Origin of the sequence: Streptomyces erythrochromogenes, assembly GCF_036170895.1 — a bacterium.
In the GTDB taxonomy this organism is placed as follows: Bacteria; Actinomycetota; Actinomycetes; order Streptomycetales; family Streptomycetaceae; genus Streptomyces; species Streptomyces erythrochromogenes.
This window is the reverse complement of record NZ_CP108036.1, coordinates 7478932-7496632: the sequence shown is the minus strand read 5'-3', so window position 1 is coordinate 7496632 and position 17701 is coordinate 7478932. Positions and strand designations below refer to the sequence as shown.

Genomic DNA, 17701 nt, shown 5'->3' with positions numbered 1-17701 from the left:
ATGTCACGTCGTCCGGTCACCGTCGTCACGGGCGGCAGCAGGGGCATCGGTGCGGCGACCTGTCTGCGGCTGGCCGCCGACGGGCACGACCTGGTGCTGGGCTACGTCCGCGACGAGGCGTCGGCCGAGGCCGTCGCCGGGCGCGTACGGGCCGCCGGGGCCCGCTGCGTGACCGTACAGGTCGACACCTCGGAGGAATGCGGCGTCGAGCGGCTCTTCGACATCGCCGGCGCCGAACTCGGCACGGTGACGGGCCTGGTCAACAACGCCGGGGTGACAGGACCGCTGGGCCGGCTCGCCGACGCCCGCACCGAGGACCTGCGCCGGGTCGTCGAGGTCAACCTCCTCGGGTACCTGCTGTGCTGCCGCCGGGCCGCCCGCGACATGGCGGAGTCCGGAGGCGGGGCGATCGTGAACGTCTCCTCGGCGGCGGCCACCCTGGGCAGCCCCGGGGAGTACGTGCACTACGCGGCGACCAAGGCGGCCACCGACGCCCTGACGGTGGGGCTCGCGAAGGAGCTGGGCCCTGACGGGATCCGGGTCAACGCCGTGGCGCCCGGCACCATCGAGACCGACATGCACGCCGCGATGGGCGACCCCGACCGCCCGGCCCGCATCGGGGCCGAGACGCCGCTGCGGCGGCCCGGCCGGCCCGAGGAGATCGCCGGGGCGGTCTCCTGGCTGCTGTCCCCGGACGCCTCGTACACGACGGGCACCGTACTGCGGGTCGCGGGCGGCCGCTGAGGCACGAGGCGTCTGCTACTGCATGGCCGCCTGGGTGTTCGGCCCGTAGACGCCCTGGGGGTCGCCCTTGATGGAGCGGTCGCGCTGGAGCTGGCCGACACCGCGCTTGGTCTGGCCGTCGTAGACGCCGGTGACGGAGACGTACGTGAACCCCTGCCCGTAGAGCATCTCCTGGAGGGCGCGCACCTCGGGCCCGCTGTCACCCATGCGCAGGGTCACGTACGCGGTCGACGGCCTCGGGGCCGACGCGCTCGGTGTGGCGGGCGGTTTCGTAACCGGGCTCGTCGTCGCGTCCGACGCGCCGGTGGCCGTGGCCGACGGTTCGGCGGACCGGGCGGACGGCGCCGCCGGGCCGGGGGACTGCGTGCCGGCGTCCGGGCTGCGGCCCGGGAGCGCCGGCAGGGACAGGTCGGCCGGCGGGTCGGCCCGGGGCGGCTCCGGGTCGGGGCCGGTCAGCAGGAGCACGAGGGCACCGACGGCGGCGAGCGCGAGCAGGCCGGCCACGGCCACCGGGAGCCGGCTGCGGCGGCCGGCGCCTGCGGATGCCCGGGCTCCGCGAGCGGCAGGCGCGGGAGCCGCGGTGGGCACGCCCTCCGGCGCCGGAACTGCGGCGTCCGGGCCGAATGCGGAGCCGTGCGCTGCGCCGTGTGCGGGGCCGTGTGCGGGGCCGGGGAAGGCGAACGGCCCGGTCTGCGGCCAGGCGGGAGCCTCCGCCCGGGCCGACGGGCCGGAGGGGGCGACGTACGGGCGTACGAGCAGGGCGTCGTCGGGAGCGAGCCCGTTCTCATCGAGGTGCTGGGACATGGCTGTCTCCCGGCAGGGGTGGGAGCCGGCGCGGCGGTGCGGCGCCGGCCCCCACCCGGCCGGTCAGGCTCTGCGCCGCCGGGCGGCGGGAGCCTGGGCCGCGTCGGCGCCGTGGGCGCCGGGCCTGCCGGGTGCCGGAGAACCGCAGATCACGGGCGGGGCGAGGAGGAAACGAACCGGTATGGACATCTGCGTATCTCCGAGGTGCGGCTCGAACTGTGGTTCTTGATCGGGCGCACTCTTGCCCTCCGGCCCGGGCCGGGTCAAGCCCCATGTCCGGTCTGCTCCGGTTCATCCGTTCTGTCGGGCGCGATCCGTCAGCCGAGGCGGTCGGGCCGGCGGCGGATCGCCGTGGCCCAGACGGTGACGGCGGCCACGAGCATCAGGGCGGCTCCGCCGAGCGGGGCGGCAGGTGCGGAGATGCCGTCGACCGCGAGGCCGCCGAACAGCGCTCCGGCCGCTATGGCGAGGTTGAACATGGCCACCATCAGCGAGGACGCCGCCTCCGTGGCGGCCGGGGCGGCCTTGATCATCCAGCCCTGCACGCTCACCGAGACCCCTCCGTAGGCGAGTCCCCAGGCGAGCAGCAGGGTGGTCCCGGCGGCCGGTCCCGGCAGGACCGCGATGAGCGCGAGGATCACGGAGAGGGCGGCGCTGATCACGAGGAGCGTCCGGTAGGCGTCTCGCGCCCCGGCCAGGAAGTTGCCCGCGACGCCCGCGACGCCGTAGCCGAGGAGGAGGGTGCTGACGAACCCGGCGTCGACGCCGGAGACGTCCTGGAGGATCGGCCGGACGAAGGTGTAGGCGGCGAACTGCCCGGTCACCACGAGGAAGGTGACGAGGACTCCGGCGCGGACCGCGCGGTTCTCGCGGAGCAGGGCGGTGAGTTGGCGGAAGCCGATGTGCCGGGTCGGTGGCAGCGGGGGCAGCAGGACCACCAGGGCGGTCAGCGTGACGAGGCCGAGGACGCCGACCGCGGCGAAGGCGGTGCGCCAGCCCCCGAGTTCGCCGAGCAGGGTTCCGGCGGGGACGCCGAGCACGGAGGCGGTGGGCACGCCCCCGAAGACGAGGGCGGTGGCCCGGCCGACGTGGCGCTCGGGAACGAGCCGGACCGCGAGTCCCCCGGCGATGGCCCAGAAGCCGCCGACGCCGACTCCTACGAGCAGGCGCGCCGCCAGTACGACGGCGAAGCCCGGGGCGAGGGCGGCGGCGAGGTTGGCGGCGGCCGTCAGCGCGATGAGCACGCACAGGACGAGCCGCCGGTCCAGGCGGCCGGCTGCGACGGTGACCAGCGGCGCGCAGAACCCGGCCACCAGCCCGGGCACGGTGACCATCAGCCCGGCGGTCCCGTCGGACACCCCGAGGTCGGCCCCGACGGGGGTGAGCAGCCCGACGGGCAGCAGTTCGGAGGTGATCAGGCAGAAGATGCCGAGGGCGACGGCGCAGACGGCCGCCCAGCCCTTCCAGGGGGCGGGGCCGGAACCCGCCCGGCCGGGTATGGACCCTGCGGCGGGGGGTGGCGCGGACGCGGAGGACCCACCGGGTTCGGAGGACCCACCGGGCTCGGGGGACCCACCGGGCTCGGGGGACGGCGCGGGACTGCCGGGCGCGGCGGCTGCTGTCATGGATCGGTGCTCCGTACGGGTCGATCGGCGGGCAGTATTCGACGGCACGGGACGTCGGAGGTCGCGCCTCCCCCGCCGCCCGTGCGTGCGTGCGTGCCAATCTCCCACACGCCCCGTCCGTTCCCTCCGCCGCCCGCTGTCACCCGGACGCGTGAGGCGGTGAGCGGAACGCGCCGGGCCGTACGGCAAGGTGGTCGGATGCAGTTACGCCGGGCCCTGCCCCTCTCCCTCGTCGCGCTCCTGGCGAGCGCCGGCTGTGTCTCCGTCGGCCCGCAGGACCCGGCTGCGGTTCCGTCTCCCGTACGGGGGTCCGCGCCGTCGGCCGACGCGCCCGGGCGGGCCGCGCCGCCGGCCATGCCGCTGGGAGAACTGCCCGCGACAGTCCCGCCCGGGGCGTCCCCGGACACCGCCCGGGGACCGGCCGCGGACCCGGACCGGGACCGGGCTGCCGTCCCGGCCCCGCCCCGTGGGCGGCCGCGCGCGAAGCAGGCGGCCCCGCCCCGGCGGACGCGGGTGCCCGGGGCGGCGACCGCGCACCCGCGCCGCCGGCCGGCCCCGCCGCCCCGCCTGGACGAGCTGTGCGCGGCCGCCGACGGCGTCGTACCGCCGTCCATCGTCGACCTGTGCCTGCGGCAGTACGACCGCTGACCCGCTGACCTCAGCCGGTGTGGACGCGGCTCCGGGGACGGAGGCCGCGGGCCCGGGCGCAGCGGCGGGCCGTGTCGCGCCGGGCGGTGCGCAGCCGGTGCAGGGTGCTGTGGCCGCGCCGCTTCCACTCGCCCCGCGGCAGAGCGGCCCGCTGTCCGCCGCCCGCGATGAGGGCGTTGACCGGGGTCATCGGGTCGGCGGCCATCGCCTTGGCGAACAGGACGCCGACCACGAGCGGGACCAGCGCCACGGCCAGGGCCGAGCCGGCGGTGGTCACGTGCTGCATGCGCGGGCGGACGGTCTCGCTGCGCGGGGCGTCGTCGTTCATGGCCCCATTCGACCAGTGGCGGCGCTCCGGGGAATCGGGGCGGATACTCAGGCCGTTGGGCGTGAGGTACTCAGACGGGTGGGTGGTGGTGTGGTGACGGATCCGGGGCGGGGCTTCGAACCGGCGACCGGCGACGGTGCGGCCGCGCCGCCCGGGCGGCGGGAAGCCGAGCTGCGCACGGCCTACGAGGGGCTGCTGCAGATCCGCCGTCTGGTGGGCGGCCCCGCGGGCGCGGGGGTTCCCGCGCCGTGGGAGGTACGGCAGTTGCCGCGCGCGGTGGCCCTCGTACTGGAGGCGGCGGGGATCACGCCGTCGGCGCTGGACGCGGAGGGGCGCCGTACGCGGACGGGCTACCGGGTGGCCGCCGGGTCCGGGCCGGAACGGGTCGAGGTGACCTGGGTCGGCCCGCCGGGCGGTGGCGCGGCCGAGGAGGAGCGGGAGCGCCTGACGGCCTGCGCGGCGGTGCTGGAGGAGCTGGGGTGGGTGTGTCTGCTCTACCGGGGCCCTCGCCGGCGCCGTTTCCTGGAGGTGGAGCCCCCGCGCTGACCGCACCGGCCGGGACGCCAGCACCGGCCGGGACGTAATCCGGTGGCCGGAGAGCCGTGCGCGCGGCGAGACTTGCCCGATGGGCATGCTCGACACGCAGGCGGACCGCATCGGCCGCGGCGAAACCGTGGAATTCCGGCCGACCGGCGGGTCGATGGTGCCGCTGGTGCACAGCCGGCAGAAGGTGCGGGTCGCGCCGGCGGACCCGGCCCTGGTCGAGGTGGGCGACATCGTCCTGGCCCGTGTGGCGGGCACGGTCTACCTGCACCTCGTGTCGGCGGTGGACGTACCGCGCCGGCGGGTGCAGATCAGCAACAACCACGGCCGCGTCAACGGCTGGACCGGGCACGACCGGGTGCTGGGCATCTGTCTGGCCGTGGACGACGTGCCCCGGCCGGGGGCGGCCGCGAAGGTGCGCCGGCCACCGGTCCGGCCGGTCGCCCTCGCCACCGCCCGCCTGGAGCTGCTCCCGCTGCTGCCGGAGCACGCCGACGAGATGAGCCTCGTCCTCGCCGATCCGGCCCTGCACGCCTTCACCGGCGGCGTGCCCCTGTCACCGGACGCGCTGCGCGACCGTTGCGAGCGGCTCGCCGCGGGCTCCCCCGACCCGGCGGTCGTCTGGGCCAACTGGGTGCTGCGGCTGCGCGGGACGGGGAGGCTGGTGGGCACCGTCCAGGCCACGATCACCCCGGCGCACGGCCTCGCCGAGCTGGCCTGGGTCGTCGGTGTCCCCTGGCAGGGCAGGGGCTTCGCCTCGGAGGCCGCCCGCGCGCTCGCGGCCTGGCTGGAGCGGCTCCCCGTCGACCGTCTCGTCGCCCACGTCCATCCGGACCACGCCGCGTCGGCGGCGGTCGCGCGGGCCTGCGGACTCCGCCCTACCGGACAGCGCCAGGACGGCGAGGTCCGCTGGCAGTCCCCCGGCACCCGGCCCGGCGCTCACGCGTAGCGGTCGGCGAGGGCGGTCACCGTTTCGGCGAGGGCGCGGCGCAGTTCGGGCGGGCCGAGCACCTCGGCCTCCGTGCCCAGGCGCAGGAGGTCGCCGACGGCGACGGCCTCCGACTCCACGGCGAGGCTGATCCGGACCCAGCCGTCCGCGTCGGGCGGGCCGGCGTCGGCGAGCGCCCGGGTGCCCGCCGCCCCGAACTGCATCGGCAGCAGCTGTCGGCCGCGCGGGGAGAGCCGCAGCTGCGCGGTCCGCCGGCGCAGGGCTGCCTCGAGGCGGTCGGTGGAGTCCTGCCAGTACGCGGCGAGTTCGAAGCCGGCGGGGCGTTCGAAGCCGTCCTCGGCGGTGTCCACCGCGAGGAACCGGGCGACGCGGTAGGTCCGTACGGCGTCGTCGCCTACCCCGGCGACCAGGTACCAGATGCCGCCCTTGAGGACGAGGCCCAGCGGGTGGAGTTCGCGCCGTACCTCGCCGCGCCAGCGGCGGTAGTGGGCGTGCAGGACGCGCTGGTCCCAGACGGCCTGGGCGATCCGCGCGAGGTGCGGCACGGGGTCGGCGTCGCGGAACCAGGCGGTCGCGTCGAGGTGGAAGCGCTCCTGGACCTGCCGGGCCCGTCCGGCGAGCTGGGCGGGCAGCGCGGCCTGGAGCTTGAGCTGGGCGGCGGCCAGGTCGGCGCCCAGCCCGAGGTCCTGAGCCGGTCCGGGGACGCCGGCCAGGAAGAGCGAGCCGGCCTGGGCGTCGGTGAGGCCGGTGAGGCGCGTGCGGTAGCCGTCCGCCAGCCGGTAGCCGCCCGCGGGGCCCCGGTCGGCGAGGACGGGGACGCCCGAGGCTCCGAGGGCGTCGATGTCGCGGTAGACCGTGCGCACGGACACCTCCAGCTCGGCGGCGAGTTCGGGGGCGGTCGTCCGGCCGCGGTTCTGGAGCAGCAGAAGCAGGGAGAGGAGCCGGTCTGCGCGCATGGCAGCCATTGTCGCCGTACCTGACAGAAGGTGTCAGGTACGGCTGCCAGCCTGGGGGAACGCCGGGCGGAGGGACCGTCCGGCCGGCCGGGAGGACCCCATGCCCACGCCCGTAGAAACCCGTGGCCGCTTCACCTTCGCCGACTGGGAGGAGACCCCCGTCGGAGCAATGGACGCGCCCCCTCGGCTCGCCCGGGCCCACGTCGCCAACACCTTCACCGGCGGCGTCGAGGCCGTCGGCACCAGCTGTGACTACACGATCGCCTACACCGGCGAGAACACCGGGAGTTACAGCGGGATGGAGCTGCTGTCGGGCAGCGTGGACGGCCGCAAGGGCAGCTTCGTACTGGAGGAGCGCGGCACCTTCGACGCGGGCGGCACCGTCTGCCGTTTCGAGGTGGTCCCCGGCTCCGGCACGGGGGACCTCGTGGGCCTCACGGGGTCCGGCGGCTTCACCTACCGCCACGGCGACACCTCCGTGGAGTACGCCTTCACGTACGCCCTGTCCTGACCCCGCGCCCGGACGTGCCGGGGGGCGCGGACCGGTGTGGTCCGCGCCCCCCGGCTCCGGGTCGGCCTCAGGTCACGGCGCGCCGAAGGTGAGCGTGAGCTGCGGCGTGCCCTCGTTGGCCTGGGCCTCGGAGGACCACAGCCACAGGGCGTCCGTGCCGGAGCTGCTCAGCGCCAGGCCGATGCTGCCGCCGAGCGCCCCCGCGACGGATCCCGTCGTCAGGGTGGCGGTGTGCACCGCCGAGCCGTCCGGGATCCCCGGGTAGGCCCCGAGGGCCGGACCGCCCAGGGCGGGACGGTTGTTGTACGTCGTCCCTCCCTCGCTCCACCCGCCGGTGACCGGGACGACCGAGACGGTGTCCGTGGTGCCGGCGCCGCTCATCGTGCTCGTCTTCACGCTGAGCACGGCCGACTTCAGCACCGTGCCCGCGGGCGCGGCCGGCAGGTCGAAGCGCAGGTAGCTCGCGTAGAAGGAGGTGCCGCGCACCGCGAGCGAGGAGGAGGTGCCGTAGTTGGTCGCGGGTGCGCCCGCGTTGGCGTAGGTGTCCTCCGCGGCGGTGACCTGGACCGCCGAGTCGGCCGGGGCGGTGGCCAGGGCGTAGTGGTTCTGCACCTGCGCCGCGCTCAGGACGGTCGGGTAGACGGCGCTCTCGTCGAGCTGTCCCGCCCACAGTTCGCTGGTCGGGCGGTCGGGCCAGCCGCCGAGGCTGTCGCCTCCCGCGTGCCAGTAGCCGGAGTAGTTCTCGTGCGTGGTGACGGCCAGGGTGCCCCGCTGGACGCCGTCCACGTAGAGGGTCATGCCGCCGGGGCCCTGGGTCGCGACGACGTGGTGCCACTGGTTGTCGTTGTACGCGCCGGTGGTGGCGATGGTGCGGGTGACCCCGGTGTAGGCGCCGAACACCACCCGGCCATCATTGGTCATGTAGATGTGCTTGTCGTACTGGTAGCTGCCGCGGTCCTGGTTGCTGCCGAAACCGAAGAGTTTGCCGCCGCGGGTGGTGCCCGTCTTGAACCAGGTCTCGACGGTGTACGCGCTGCCCACCGTCTGCCGCCTGTCCGCGTAGATCCGGGAGTCCGTGCCGTTGAAGCCGATCGCCGTGCTCGCGCCGGAGACCGCGCCCGGCGTCTGCCGCAGGGCGGGCGCGTTCATGTGCACGCCGTTCTGGTTGCCGCCGGCCGAGGAGTCGGCGGCATAGGGCAGGATCGCGTCGTCGTAGCGCCAGTAGAGCTGGGCCCCGTCGGCGCGGACCTGGTTCGGGTAGCTCTCGGGGGCCGTGGGGACGGTCACGCTCGCCGTGGCGGACAGGGCGCTGGTGTTGCCGGCAGCGTCGGTGGCCGTCACCCGGTAGGTGTACGACTGGCCCGCCGCGACGGTGGTGTCGGTCCAGGAGACCTGCGGGCGCTTGAAGAAGAGCGAGTCGGCAGCGACCGTGGCGACGGGTGCGGCCGCGCCGTTGCGGTAGACCCGGTAGGTCAGCGCGCTGTCGTCGAGGTCGAGGCTGGTGCGCCAGCGCACCTGGACCTCGCCCGGCTTGAAGCTCGCCGCACTCGCCACGGGAACGGTGGGTGCGCCGGTGTCGCCGGTGGAGGCGAACCGTGTCAGGCTCTGCTGCGCCGCGCCGTTGACGGTGGTGAACTCACCGCCGACCCACAGGTACTGCACCCCGTTCTTCGAACCGACCGCCATCACGCGCGGGCCGATGCCCTCGCCGATGCCGTCGTTGGTGTCGGGGGACCAGCCCAGCTTGCCGATGCCGGTGGTCGGCTGGGCGAGCAGGTGGTGGCGCTGGCCGTCGGGGAACTCCCCGACGCCGGCGCAGTCGTGCGCGTGCGAGGCGCTGTAGAGGACGTTCTGGTGGGGCAGGACGGCCTGGGTTGCGCCCAGGCAGGTGTCGCGCCAGCGCTGGCCGAAGCCCGGCAGGTCGAGCGCGATCCGGCCGTCGAAGACGCCGCCGCCCGTGCCCTCGTTGGCGGTGTAGAAGCCGGTGGCGTCGGTCGCGATGTCCTTGACGACGGAGTTGGTCTCGATGAAGCCGGGGTACGACTTGGTGAGCGCGCCGCTCGCCGCGTCGACGACGGCCAGCGCGTGGGTGTTCGTACCGTTGACAGTGAAGAAGTCCCCGCCGAGGACCACGTTCTCGCCGTCCGGGGTGACCTCGACGGCGCGTCCGGGCTCGTCGGCGTCGGCGGTGAAGGGCTTGAGGGCTCCGTCGGCGGCGCCGACGGCGGCGAAGCGCTGGCGGGGCTGGCCCGCGACGGTGAGGAAGTCGCCGCCCGCGTAGACCGTGTCGCCGGTGACGGCGAGGGCGCGGACGGTGGCCGCGAAGGCCGGGCGGAAGGCGGTCTTCACCGTGCAGCTCGCCACGTCGATCGCGGCGAGGCTGGAGACGGCGGTGCCGTTCACCGCGCCGAAGTACCCGCCGGCGTAGAGGGTCGTCTTGTCCGGTGAGAGGGCGAGCGCACGGACCGTCGCGGTGCCGGAGGCCACGGTGAAGGAGAGTTTGCAGGAGGTCGGCGCGCCCGTCGCGGCGTCCAGTGCCACGAAGTTCACGGCCTGTTGTTCGCTGCCGGCGCCGCCCGCGGGCGGGCGCACGCTGGAGAAGGTGCCGCCGGCGAATACCTGTCCGCCGGCCTCGGCGAGGGCCCATACGATGCCGTTGGGCTGCCAGGTGGACAGTGCGTCGGCGGTGAAGGCGACGGGCGGCGTGATGGCGGCCGCCTGCGGGGCGAGGACGAGGCCCAGCCCCGCTCCGGTTGCGGTCAGGGACAAGGACAGGGCGAGAGAGACCGCCGGCCTACGGGATCTGCGCATGAACCCCCCAGTTGAGTGTGCGGTGCGGCCGGAAGGCGCCACTGGTGAGGCATGGCCGGAAACCGCCGAACAGGTGTCCGCGACGATGCTTACGGGCGCACCTTAGATCGGTTCGGCGCTCCGTTCACCTCACTTGGCGCATTTCGGCGACGAGATCGCGCCAGAACCTGGGGCGGCCGGCACCTCCTCGGCATCATCCCCGCGGCTTGGCGCGGACGTGCATGCGCTCCCCTGGCGTCCGAACAGACTGAGGATCTCCACGGGACGTCCCTCGTCCGCGCTGGTGAACCAGTGGGGCAGCCGGGTGTCGAACTCGGCCGCCTCGCCGTGCTGACCGCCGGGTGCGCGGTGTTCCAGACGGCGAACAACACGGCCGTCATGGCGGAGGTGCCGCCGGACCGGCGGGGAGTCGTCTCCGGCGCCCTGGGCCTCGCACGCAACCTCGGGCTCGTCACCGGCGCCTCCGTCATGGGCGCGGTGTTCGCGCTCGCGGCGGCCGCGGGCGACGTCGCGACGGCCTCCCCCGCGGCCGTGGCCGCCGCCACCCGGATCACCTTCGCGGTGGCGGCGGCCCTGGTCCTCCTCGCTCTCGCCGTCGCCGCGGGCGGCCGGGGCCGGTCCGGCGCCGCCCGCACGACGGACCTCACCCCGCCTCGGGACCCGGCAGGGGACGGCACAGCAGCGCGGCCGGGGACGGGCGCGCAGCGACCCGGGTCGTGAAGGCGATGCCCGCCGCGTATTCCGTGGGCAGGCACTGGCCCTTGTAGTGGCCGAGGGCGTAGTCGCCGCCGGGGCCGCCGGGCGGGCGGTTGTCGCCGCGGTCGAACCAGAGCGTCCGGCCGGCCGCCGGGAGGGCGGTGCGGGCCGGGGCGCACAGCGCGGCCGAGACCCGCTCCCCGCGCAGGCTGTAGCCGGTGAGGAACTGCCCGGCCGGGCACTGGAACTTCGTGTATCCGCCGGCCCAGTCGCCGCCCGCAGGCACGTACCGCTCGTCGCGGACCACCGTGTGCCCGCCGGTCGGGGCGCGCAGGCCGGAGGTGGTGCACAGGCCGCGGCCGCCGGTGTGGGCGAGGCCGGTGAGGCGGGAGCCGTCGGGGCAGACCGCCTTGCGGGCCCCGCTGTCCCAGTCTCCGCCGGCCCGGGTGAGCAGTGAGGCGTTGTGGTCGCGGTGGTCGGTGGTCAGCTGGTACCAGGCGGTGGTGGCGGGGACGGGGCCGGTGCGGCCGGGGGCGGTGAGGAGGCCGGACCAGCGTGCAGTGCGCCAGTCCCCCGCGTCCAGGACTCCGGAGCGGCGGCCGGCCGCGTCGTAGCGGAGCATCGCCCAGGTGTCGCCGCCGGGGGCGCCCTGTGCGTCGGTGCTCCAGCCGACGAGGGGCCAGTACGCGAAGTCGGCGTCGTTGCGGGCCAGTTGTCCGGTGAGGCGGTCGAACCAGGTGCGCGGGGCGGCGCCGGTCTCGTCGGCCCCGATGCCGAACTCGCTGATCCAGACGGGGGCGGTGAAGTGCGCGCCGGTCTCCGCGGAGACGAAGAAGGCCTGATCGTAGAGGGTCTGTTCGAGCTGTGCCGCGCTCATGTCCTGGTAGCGCAGGTCGCTGGTCTCGCCGATGCCGGTGGCTCCGCTGTGGTGGGGGCCGGTGTACCCGTAGAAGTGGGCGGAGTAGACGAGCTTGCCGGAGGCGACCAGGGTGTGCGAGAGGGTCCGTACGGGGGTGAGGGTGGGGCGGCCGTGCGGGAAGCCGTCGATCGGCAGGCCGAACCAGTTGATGCCCTCGACCACGATCAGCAGGTTCGGGTTGGCCTCGGCGAGGATGCGGTCGGCGGCCTCCTGGGCCGCGGCGTGCCAGTCGTGGTTGTCGCCGAGGCCCCAGTTGGGGTCGTCCCAGACGTCTCGGCGGACCTCGTTGTAGAGGTCGGCGCCGACCACGCGCGGGTTGTCCCGGTAGCGGCGGGCGAGGAAGACCCAGTCGTCGGCCCACTGGGCCGTGGAGCGGCCGCTGTTCCAGCGCTCGTTGCCGTCGAGGCCGCAGCACCAACGGGTGGTGACGGTGTGGTTGTTGAGGATGACGGCGAAACCGCCGTCGGTGAGGGCGGCGACCACGGCGTCGAAGACCTGCAGGGGGGTGCGTCCGCGCAGGGCCGGGTTGGCGGCGACGGCCGCGTCCGGGACCGGGGCGGTGGTGCGCAGCATCTCGTTGGAGAAGGGCAGCCGGATGCTGTTGAGGCCCAGGGCGCGGAAGTCTGCGAGCAGGGTGGGCAGCGGGACCCGGTCGAGGCCGAGCGGGATGCCGTTGGCATTCTGGCCGCTGTGGTGGGTGGCGGGGTCGTTGCGGTCGCCCGAGCCGTTCCAGGAGCCCTGGGCTCCGTCCCAGTTGCCGGAGCGCAGGCGGAACCGGTCGCCCTGCGCGTCGACGACGTACCGGCCGCGCGTGGAGAGCGGAGGGGTCCAGGCCTCGGCGGCGTCGGCGGTGGTGACGGTCTCGGACGCCGGGCCGGCGGGCCCGGTCGGAGATGCCTGGGCGGCCTGGGCGGGCACGGCGCCGGCCGTGAGCAGGAGGGCGCACAGGGCAGCGCGTAACAGGCTCTTCATCTCGCTCCTACCGGGTTCGGCCGCCCGGCCGGGCGGTTGCCGCGGGTCAAGTTACCGGTGGGTCGCCGTCGGGGGAAGTCGAACGCCCGCACGCTTTCGGCGGTGCTGCGCCGCTGTGGCGGCCCGGTCCGGAACCGCCGGATCCGGCCGCCCGCGCCCGCTCACGCAGGGTCACCCTGCGGAAACCGCCCCGCGTCGGGCCGCGCCCCTCTACCGTGCCCTGAGGGAACGGGGGCTGGGCAGCGGAGGGCGGGGCGGATGAACGACGAAGAGGACATGCGGCTGGCGGGGATGACGCCTGAGATCTCCCGGCGCACCCTCGTCATGCTGCGCGGCCTCGCCGGCCTGGAGCCGCCGGAACAGGTCCCGGAGGAGGCCATGGTCGTGGCCGACGCGGTCCTGGCCGAGTACGGCACCGACGGGCTCCGGGTCCTGGTGATGACGCTGGCGGCCTGGGCCACGGCCCAGATCGAGAACGTCGCCGAGCTGAGCGGGCGCAGCCACGAGGCGGTGCTGGACGCGATGGAGCTGGCCTGCATGGAGGCGAACGCCGAGGACTAGGCCGTCTCTTTCGGATCTTGCCGGGCCCGCGCCGCCCGACAAGATCCGAAAGAGACGGCCCAGGGTGTCCCGCCGGTGCCGGCTCCCGGCGGGGAAGAAAGGGGCGTCGCGGCCCGGTCCCGATCGGGCCGCTTCGGCGACACTGGGAGCAGCAGGAGCGTCGCGGGGGGTCCGATCGGAGGCCGTCGTGAGCACACCTTCCCCCATCCGAATCGCCGCCGTGCTGTCCACGGAGCACCGTGGACGGCTGATGGCGCAGGCCCATGAGGTCAATTTCCCGGAGAACGCACGGATCTTCGACGAAGGCAACCGGGCGGAGTCCTTCTGGATCGTGCGCTCCGGCACGGTGACCTTGGAGGTCCCGGTGGCCGGCCGCCGGCCCGCGCAGGTGGAGAACCTCGGCCCCGGCGAGCTGGTCGGCTGGTCCTGGCTGTTCCCTCCGTACGTGTGGCAGCTCGGTGCGGAGGCGATGACGCCGGTGCGCGCGTACGAGTTCGACGCGGCGGCCGTGCGGATGCTGATGGACGCCGATCCCGCCTTCGGGTCCGCGGTCGGGCACTGGGTGGGCCGCGTGCTCGCGATGCGGCTCCAGCAGACCCGCACCCGTCTTCTGGACCTGTACGCCCCGCGCCTGGGCGCGACCGGCTAGGGGTGTCTTCCGGGCGGTGATCGGGCCTGCGCTCAGTCCCGCAGGCCGGCCGGGTCGACCGCCCGGCGGCGCAGGCCGAGGGCGGCCGGGACGACCGCGCAGACCAGCGCGACGGCCGCGCAGGAGGCCGTCGTCGCGCCGAGGGCGGCCCACGGGACCACGATCGCGCCGCCGGCGTCCAGGAGCCGCAGGGCGCCCTGGATCCCGGCCAGGTTCAGGGCGGCGACGAGGGTGCCCGTGGCGGCGCCGACGAGGACGACCGTGAGGGACTCCCCCGCCACCAACCGCAGCACCTGCCCCCTGGTGGCACCGGCCAACCGCAGGAGCGCGAGTTCGCGGGCCCGGTCGGAGGTGGCCGTCACGAGGGTGTTGGCGAGCGCGATGCCCGTGTAGAGCAGGGCGATGCCGAGCACCAGCAGGAAGCCGGTCCGCGTGGTGCGCTTGGTGCGCGGGGAACTGTCCGCCACCCACTGCTGCTTGGTGAGGAGCGTGCCCCCGGCCTGCCGGGCGGCATCGGCCAGCCCGGTGGCGGCCGTCGCGGTGTCGGCGCCCGGGGCGAGCCGTACGTCGATCCGGTCGACCGGCGCTCCGGGGGCGTTGGCCGGGGTGACGTAGGCGCCGTTGTTCCCGGTTCCGATGCTCATCACGGCGGCGATCCGCAGGGTCCTGGGGGTGCCGTCGCCGAGCCGGACGTCGACGGTCGAGCCGACGGTGTGCCGCTCCCACTCCTCGGTGACGATGACGGAGCCGTCGTCGAGGTCGGCGACCCGGCCCGCGACGAGGGGCAGGTCGGCGGTCCGGGCGAGGGCCCGCGGGTCGGCGGCGCGGGCTTCGGAGCGGATGAGGGCGACGCCCTCCTCCAGGACGTGGAGCTCGGTCGCCGAGGTGGCGGACACCTCGGTGCCGGGTACCGCCCGCACCCCTTCCACGGCGGCGGGGCCGAACCCGCCGGGACCGCCCGTGATCACGAAGTCGGCGGTGGTCCGCTGCCGGACCTCCTCGGCCCTGGCCTCCTCGAGGGTGGCGGTGGTGCCGAGCAGGGAGCCGGCGAGGGCCACGGTGACGAGCACGGGCGCGGCGACGGCGGCGGTACGGCGGACACCTGCGGCGGCGTTCTCCCGGACCAGCATCCCGCCGGCGCCCGACAGCCGGGCCGGGAGCCCGGCGACGAGCCGGACCAGCGGCCGGACCACGACCGGGGCCAGGAGTGCGAAGGCGACGACGAACAGCATCGGGCGGCTGGTGTACGTCTTGCGGTGGAGCAGGTCCGAGGGGTCGGTGAGCAGGGCGTGGGCGAGGGTGCCGAGCCCGGCCAGCAGCAGCCCGGCGCCGAGGACCCAGCGGGCCGGCGTCATGGCCTTCGTCTCCGCGGCGGCTTCGCGCAGGGCCTCCCCGGGGCGGACGCGTCCCGCCCGCCACGACGCGGCGACGGCTCCTGCGAGGGCGACGAGCAGGCCGGTCCAGAAGGCCAGGTGGTAGGGCCAGACGGCGTCGCCGATGGCGAACCAGTGCGGTGCGGTGCCGTCTTCGGCCAGCCGGCGGGCGAGCCGGGGCGCCCCGTACGCGCCGAGCAGGCAGCCGATGGCGGAGGCCACCGCTCCGAGGGCCAGTGCCTCGGTGTACACCATGCGCCGGACCTGGCCGGGGGTGGCGCCGACGGTGCGCAGCAGGGCGAACTCCTTGCGGCGCTGGGCGACGGCGAAGGCGAAGGCGGAGGCGACGACGAAGACGGACACGAAACCGGTGATCCCTCCGGCGGTGCCGAGCAGGGCGTTGACGGCGAGGAGGGCCTCGGCGTCGCGCTCGGGGTCGGGGTCGGCGTACCGGCGGTCCCGGCCGGTGAGGACCCGTACGCCGGGGTCCGGGCCCACGGCGGCCCGTACGGCGGCGGGGTCGGCGGCGACGACGAGCTGGTCGACGGCGGGTGAGAGTCGGGCCGCGCGGGTGTCGGTCCAGAACACGGCGTCTTCGAAGCCGCGGCCGGTGACGGTGCCGACCACGGTGACGGGGCCGCGGTCGGTGGCCAGCCGGGAGCCGGGGCGGGCCCAGCCGGTGGTGACCACTTCGTCGTCGGCGTTCGGGGCGCGGCCGGCGTCGAGGGTGTACGGGGCGAAGGCGGCGACCGACCAGGGGTGGCCGACCAGTTGCTGCGGTCCGCCGTGGGCGCGGACGGGGAAGGAGCGGTCCTGGGTGGTGGGTCCGAGGCCGGCGAGCCGGTGCACGAGTTCGGGGGTGAGGGGTCCCGGGTGGGCCAGGGTGCGGGTGCGGTCGCCGCTGGGGGTCGGGACGCGGAGGGTGTCGTTGCCCTTGACGACCACGGGCGCCAGGGCGAAGCGTTCCGGCCCGCGCTCGGGGGCGTCCAGGGTGGCGGCCAGCGCGAGGCCCATGGTGGCGATCAGGCCGACGCCGAGGGCCAGGGCGACGAAGCTCCCGACGAAGGCGGCCCAGCGGGTGCGTGCGGTGTGCAGGGCGGCGGTCAGCACGGGGCGGCCTCCAGTGTGGTCATGTGGGCGGCGATGTCCTGGGCGTTCGCACCGGCGAGTCCGCCGCTGAGGCGGCCGTCGGCGAGGAAGACGACGCGGTCGGCGTAGGAGGCGGCCACGGGGTCGTGGGTGACCATGACGACCGTCTGGTGTTCGGTGTCGGCCATGGCCCGGAGCAGGGTGAGCACGTCGCGGCCGGTCCGCGAGTCGAGGGCGCCGGTGGGTTCGTCGGCGAAGAGCACCTCGGGCCGGGTGATGAGGGCACGGGCCAGGGCGACGCGCTGCTGCTGGCCGCCGGACATCCGGGCGGGCCGGTGCCGGGCCCGGTCGGCGAGTCCCACCCGGGCCAGGGCCTCGCGGACCTCCGCGTCGGCGGGGCGGCGGCCTGCCAGCCGCAGCGGCAGGGCCACGTTCTGCTCGGCGGTCAGGGCGGGCAGCAGGTTGAAGGCCTGGAAGACGAAGCCGATCCGGTCGCGGCGCAGCAGGGTCAGGCGGGTCTCGCTCAGCCGGCCCAGGTCGGTACCGCCGAGGGTGACGGTGCCTGAGGTGGGCCGGTCGAGTCCGGCCGCGCACTGCAGGAGGGTGGACTTGCCGGAGCCGGAGGGGCCCATGACGGCGGTGAAGGTGCCGCGGGGGAAGTCGAGGGACACCCGGTCGAGGGCGGTGACCGGGTGTCCGCCGGCCGTGTGGACCCTGCTGACGTCCCTGAGTCGGATCGCATCGTTTTCCATGCTCTGAGCCAACCGGGCGGGGCGGCCCGGCACAGCGGGCCTGGAGGGTGTTCCGGGGGTGGGGCAGGCCCTACCCCGCGGCTCTCTCCAGGCTCCGTTTCGGGTGCATGACGGCGTGCCCGCGCATGTTTCGGAGACGTCTCCCGGTCGGTGTTCGGCCGATTAGGGCGCCCGCTCCCGTACAGGTCAACCCTTCGCCACGGCTGCGGTCTGCAGTCATTCGTACACGATCAGTGACGAAAAATGGGGGTGCGAACGGGCGTTCGCGGCCCGCGTCGGCAAGACTGCGTCCGCTATCCGAAACACCAACCCAAGGGAGTGTTCGAAATGCGGTCCATCGCAAGGGGTCTCGGACTCGGTTCCGCCGCCATGGCGCTCACCGCGCTCACCGCGCTGGCCTGGCCCGGCACGGCCGGCGCCGCGCCGGCCGGTGCGCAGAGTCTGTACGCGCCGTCCGCGCTGGTGCTCAGCGTGACGGCCGGCCCGGACGCCGACACCGGCACGGTGATGCGGGCGGTGACGCTCGTCTGCGCGCCCGGGCCCGGCGGGACCCACCCGAACCCGGTGGCCGCGTGCCGTGAGTTACGTGCGGCCGGCTCGCAGCTGGACCCGCTCACGGCGCCGGCCGCCGACGCCGTCTGTACCAGGGAGTGGGACCCGATGACGGTGACGGCCGACGGGGTCTGGCAGGGCCGTCGGCTCAACTACACGTACACCTTCGCCAATCCGTGCGGTCTGCGGAACACCGCGGGCGCCCTCTTCGGGTTCTGA

The 17701-nt window shown here is 75.2% G+C and carries 17 protein-coding genes and 1 pseudogene; 9 read left to right on the top strand and 9 right to left on the bottom strand.

The window, feature by feature from the left end; translation table 11 throughout:
* Positions 1 to 744: an SDR family NAD(P)-dependent oxidoreductase gene (locus tag OHA91_RS34270; protein ID WP_031157204.1), complete on the top strand. Its 744-nt coding sequence runs from the start codon at positions 1 to 3 to the stop codon at positions 742 to 744.
* A gap of 15 nt (positions 745 to 759) precedes the next feature.
* On the opposite strand, the gene OHA91_RS34265 is transcribed toward OHA91_RS34270, so the two are convergent.
* Together OHA91_RS34265 and OHA91_RS34260 are read right to left on the bottom strand one after the other, a co-directional pair.
* The gene (locus tag OHA91_RS34265) at positions 760 to 1548 is read right to left on the bottom strand and encodes a peptidoglycan-binding protein (protein ID WP_031157202.1); all 789 of its coding nucleotides are present in this window, start codon (positions 1546 to 1548) and stop codon (positions 760 to 762) included.
* Positions 1549 to 1865: 317 nt separating this feature from the next.
* Positions 1866 to 3173: an MFS transporter gene (locus OHA91_RS34260; protein WP_328740643.1), complete on the bottom strand. Its 1308-nt coding sequence runs from the start codon at positions 3171 to 3173 to the stop codon at positions 1866 to 1868.
* 198 nt (positions 3174 to 3371) lie between these two features.
* Between OHA91_RS34260 and OHA91_RS34255 the strand changes: the two genes are divergently transcribed.
* A complete protein-coding gene (locus tag OHA91_RS34255; protein WP_031157196.1) occupies positions 3372 to 3821 on the top strand; it encodes a hypothetical protein in 450 nt (149 codons plus the stop codon).
* Positions 3822 to 3831: 10 nt separating this feature from the next.
* Here OHA91_RS34255 and OHA91_RS34250 read toward each other — a convergent pair whose 3' ends face one another.
* Complete coding sequence (locus OHA91_RS34250) at positions 3832 to 4149, bottom strand: hypothetical protein (RefSeq protein WP_037633792.1); 318 nt, start codon at positions 4147 to 4149, stop codon at positions 3832 to 3834.
* A gap of 90 nt (positions 4150 to 4239) precedes the next feature.
* Here OHA91_RS34250 and OHA91_RS34245 point away from each other — a divergent pair, with 90 nt between their 5' ends.
* On the top strand, positions 4240 to 4695 hold the full coding sequence (locus OHA91_RS34245) for a hypothetical protein (protein ID WP_031157192.1): 456 nt from the start codon (positions 4240 to 4242) through the stop codon (positions 4693 to 4695).
* Positions 4696 to 5107: 412 nt separating this feature from the next.
* Positions 5108 to 5641 carry a GNAT family N-acetyltransferase gene (locus OHA91_RS34240; RefSeq protein ID WP_031157190.1) on the top strand — a complete coding sequence of 178 codons (534 nt, stop codon included), beginning with the start codon at positions 5108 to 5110 and terminating at the stop codon, positions 5639 to 5641.
* Here OHA91_RS34240 and OHA91_RS34235 read toward each other — a convergent pair.
* Positions 5632 to 6597, bottom strand: coding sequence for a helix-turn-helix transcriptional regulator (locus OHA91_RS34235; RefSeq protein ID WP_031157188.1), 966 nt, complete (start codon positions 6595 to 6597; stop codon positions 5632 to 5634). The two genes, OHA91_RS34240 and OHA91_RS34235, sit on opposite strands and share 10 nt — an antisense overlap.
* A gap of 100 nt (positions 6598 to 6697) precedes the next feature.
* On the opposite strand from OHA91_RS34235, the gene OHA91_RS34230 reads away from it, so the two are divergent.
* Positions 6698 to 7108 carry a DUF3224 domain-containing protein gene (locus OHA91_RS34230; protein ID WP_266504152.1) on the top strand — a complete coding sequence of 137 codons (411 nt, stop codon included), beginning with the start codon at positions 6698 to 6700 and terminating at the stop codon, positions 7106 to 7108.
* Positions 7109 to 7180: 72 nt separating this feature from the next.
* Here the strand turns inward: OHA91_RS34230 and OHA91_RS34225 are convergent, their stop codons facing one another.
* Positions 7181 to 9919 (bottom strand): DNRLRE domain-containing protein, encoded by a 2739-nt coding sequence (locus OHA91_RS34225; protein ID WP_328740642.1) that lies wholly within the window; start codon positions 9917 to 9919, stop codon positions 7181 to 7183.
* 193 nt (positions 9920 to 10112) lie between these two features.
* Positions 10113 to 10246: pseudogene (locus OHA91_RS39930) on the bottom strand (XRE family transcriptional regulator); the annotation flags it as partial.
* Here OHA91_RS39930 and OHA91_RS34220 point away from each other — a divergent pair.
* Positions 10211 to 10639 carry a hypothetical protein gene (locus OHA91_RS34220; RefSeq protein WP_266504146.1) on the top strand — a complete coding sequence of 143 codons (429 nt, stop codon included), beginning with the start codon at positions 10211 to 10213 and terminating at the stop codon, positions 10637 to 10639. The pseudogene OHA91_RS39930 and the gene OHA91_RS34220 overlap by 36 nt on opposite strands.
* On the opposite strand, the gene OHA91_RS34215 is transcribed toward OHA91_RS34220, so the two are convergent.
* Positions 10563 to 12506 (bottom strand): glycoside hydrolase family 5 protein, encoded by a 1944-nt coding sequence (locus OHA91_RS34215; protein WP_328740641.1) that lies wholly within the window; start codon positions 12504 to 12506, stop codon positions 10563 to 10565. The two genes, OHA91_RS34220 and OHA91_RS34215, sit on opposite strands and share 77 nt — an antisense overlap.
* A gap of 258 nt (positions 12507 to 12764) precedes the next feature.
* On the opposite strand from OHA91_RS34215, the gene OHA91_RS34210 reads away from it, so the two are divergent.
* Both OHA91_RS34210 and OHA91_RS34205 read left to right on the top strand, forming a co-directional pair.
* The gene (locus OHA91_RS34210) at positions 12765 to 13067 is read left to right on the top strand and encodes a hypothetical protein (RefSeq protein WP_030818290.1); all 303 of its coding nucleotides are present in this window, start codon (positions 12765 to 12767) and stop codon (positions 13065 to 13067) included.
* A gap of 187 nt (positions 13068 to 13254) precedes the next feature.
* Entirely contained in the window at positions 13255 to 13716 is a 462-nt protein-coding gene (locus tag OHA91_RS34205) for a Crp/Fnr family transcriptional regulator (RefSeq protein WP_031157176.1), read from the top strand.
* A 32-nt stretch (positions 13717 to 13748) separates the two neighbouring features.
* On the opposite strand, the gene OHA91_RS34200 is transcribed toward OHA91_RS34205, so the two are convergent.
* Positions 13749 to 16199, bottom strand: coding sequence for an ABC transporter permease (locus OHA91_RS34200; protein ID WP_031157174.1), 2451 nt, complete (start codon positions 16197 to 16199; stop codon positions 13749 to 13751).
* Positions 16193 to 16930 (bottom strand): ABC transporter ATP-binding protein, encoded by a 738-nt coding sequence (locus tag OHA91_RS34195; protein ID WP_031157171.1) that lies wholly within the window; start codon positions 16928 to 16930, stop codon positions 16193 to 16195. Before OHA91_RS34195 ends, OHA91_RS34200 begins: the two co-directional genes overlap by 7 nt.
* Positions 16931 to 17257: 327 nt before the next feature.
* On the opposite strand from OHA91_RS34195, the gene OHA91_RS34190 reads away from it, so the two are divergent.
* Positions 17258 to 17701 carry a subtilase-type protease inhibitor gene (locus OHA91_RS34190; protein ID WP_031157169.1) on the top strand — a complete coding sequence of 148 codons (444 nt, stop codon included), beginning with the start codon at positions 17258 to 17260 and terminating at the stop codon, positions 17699 to 17701.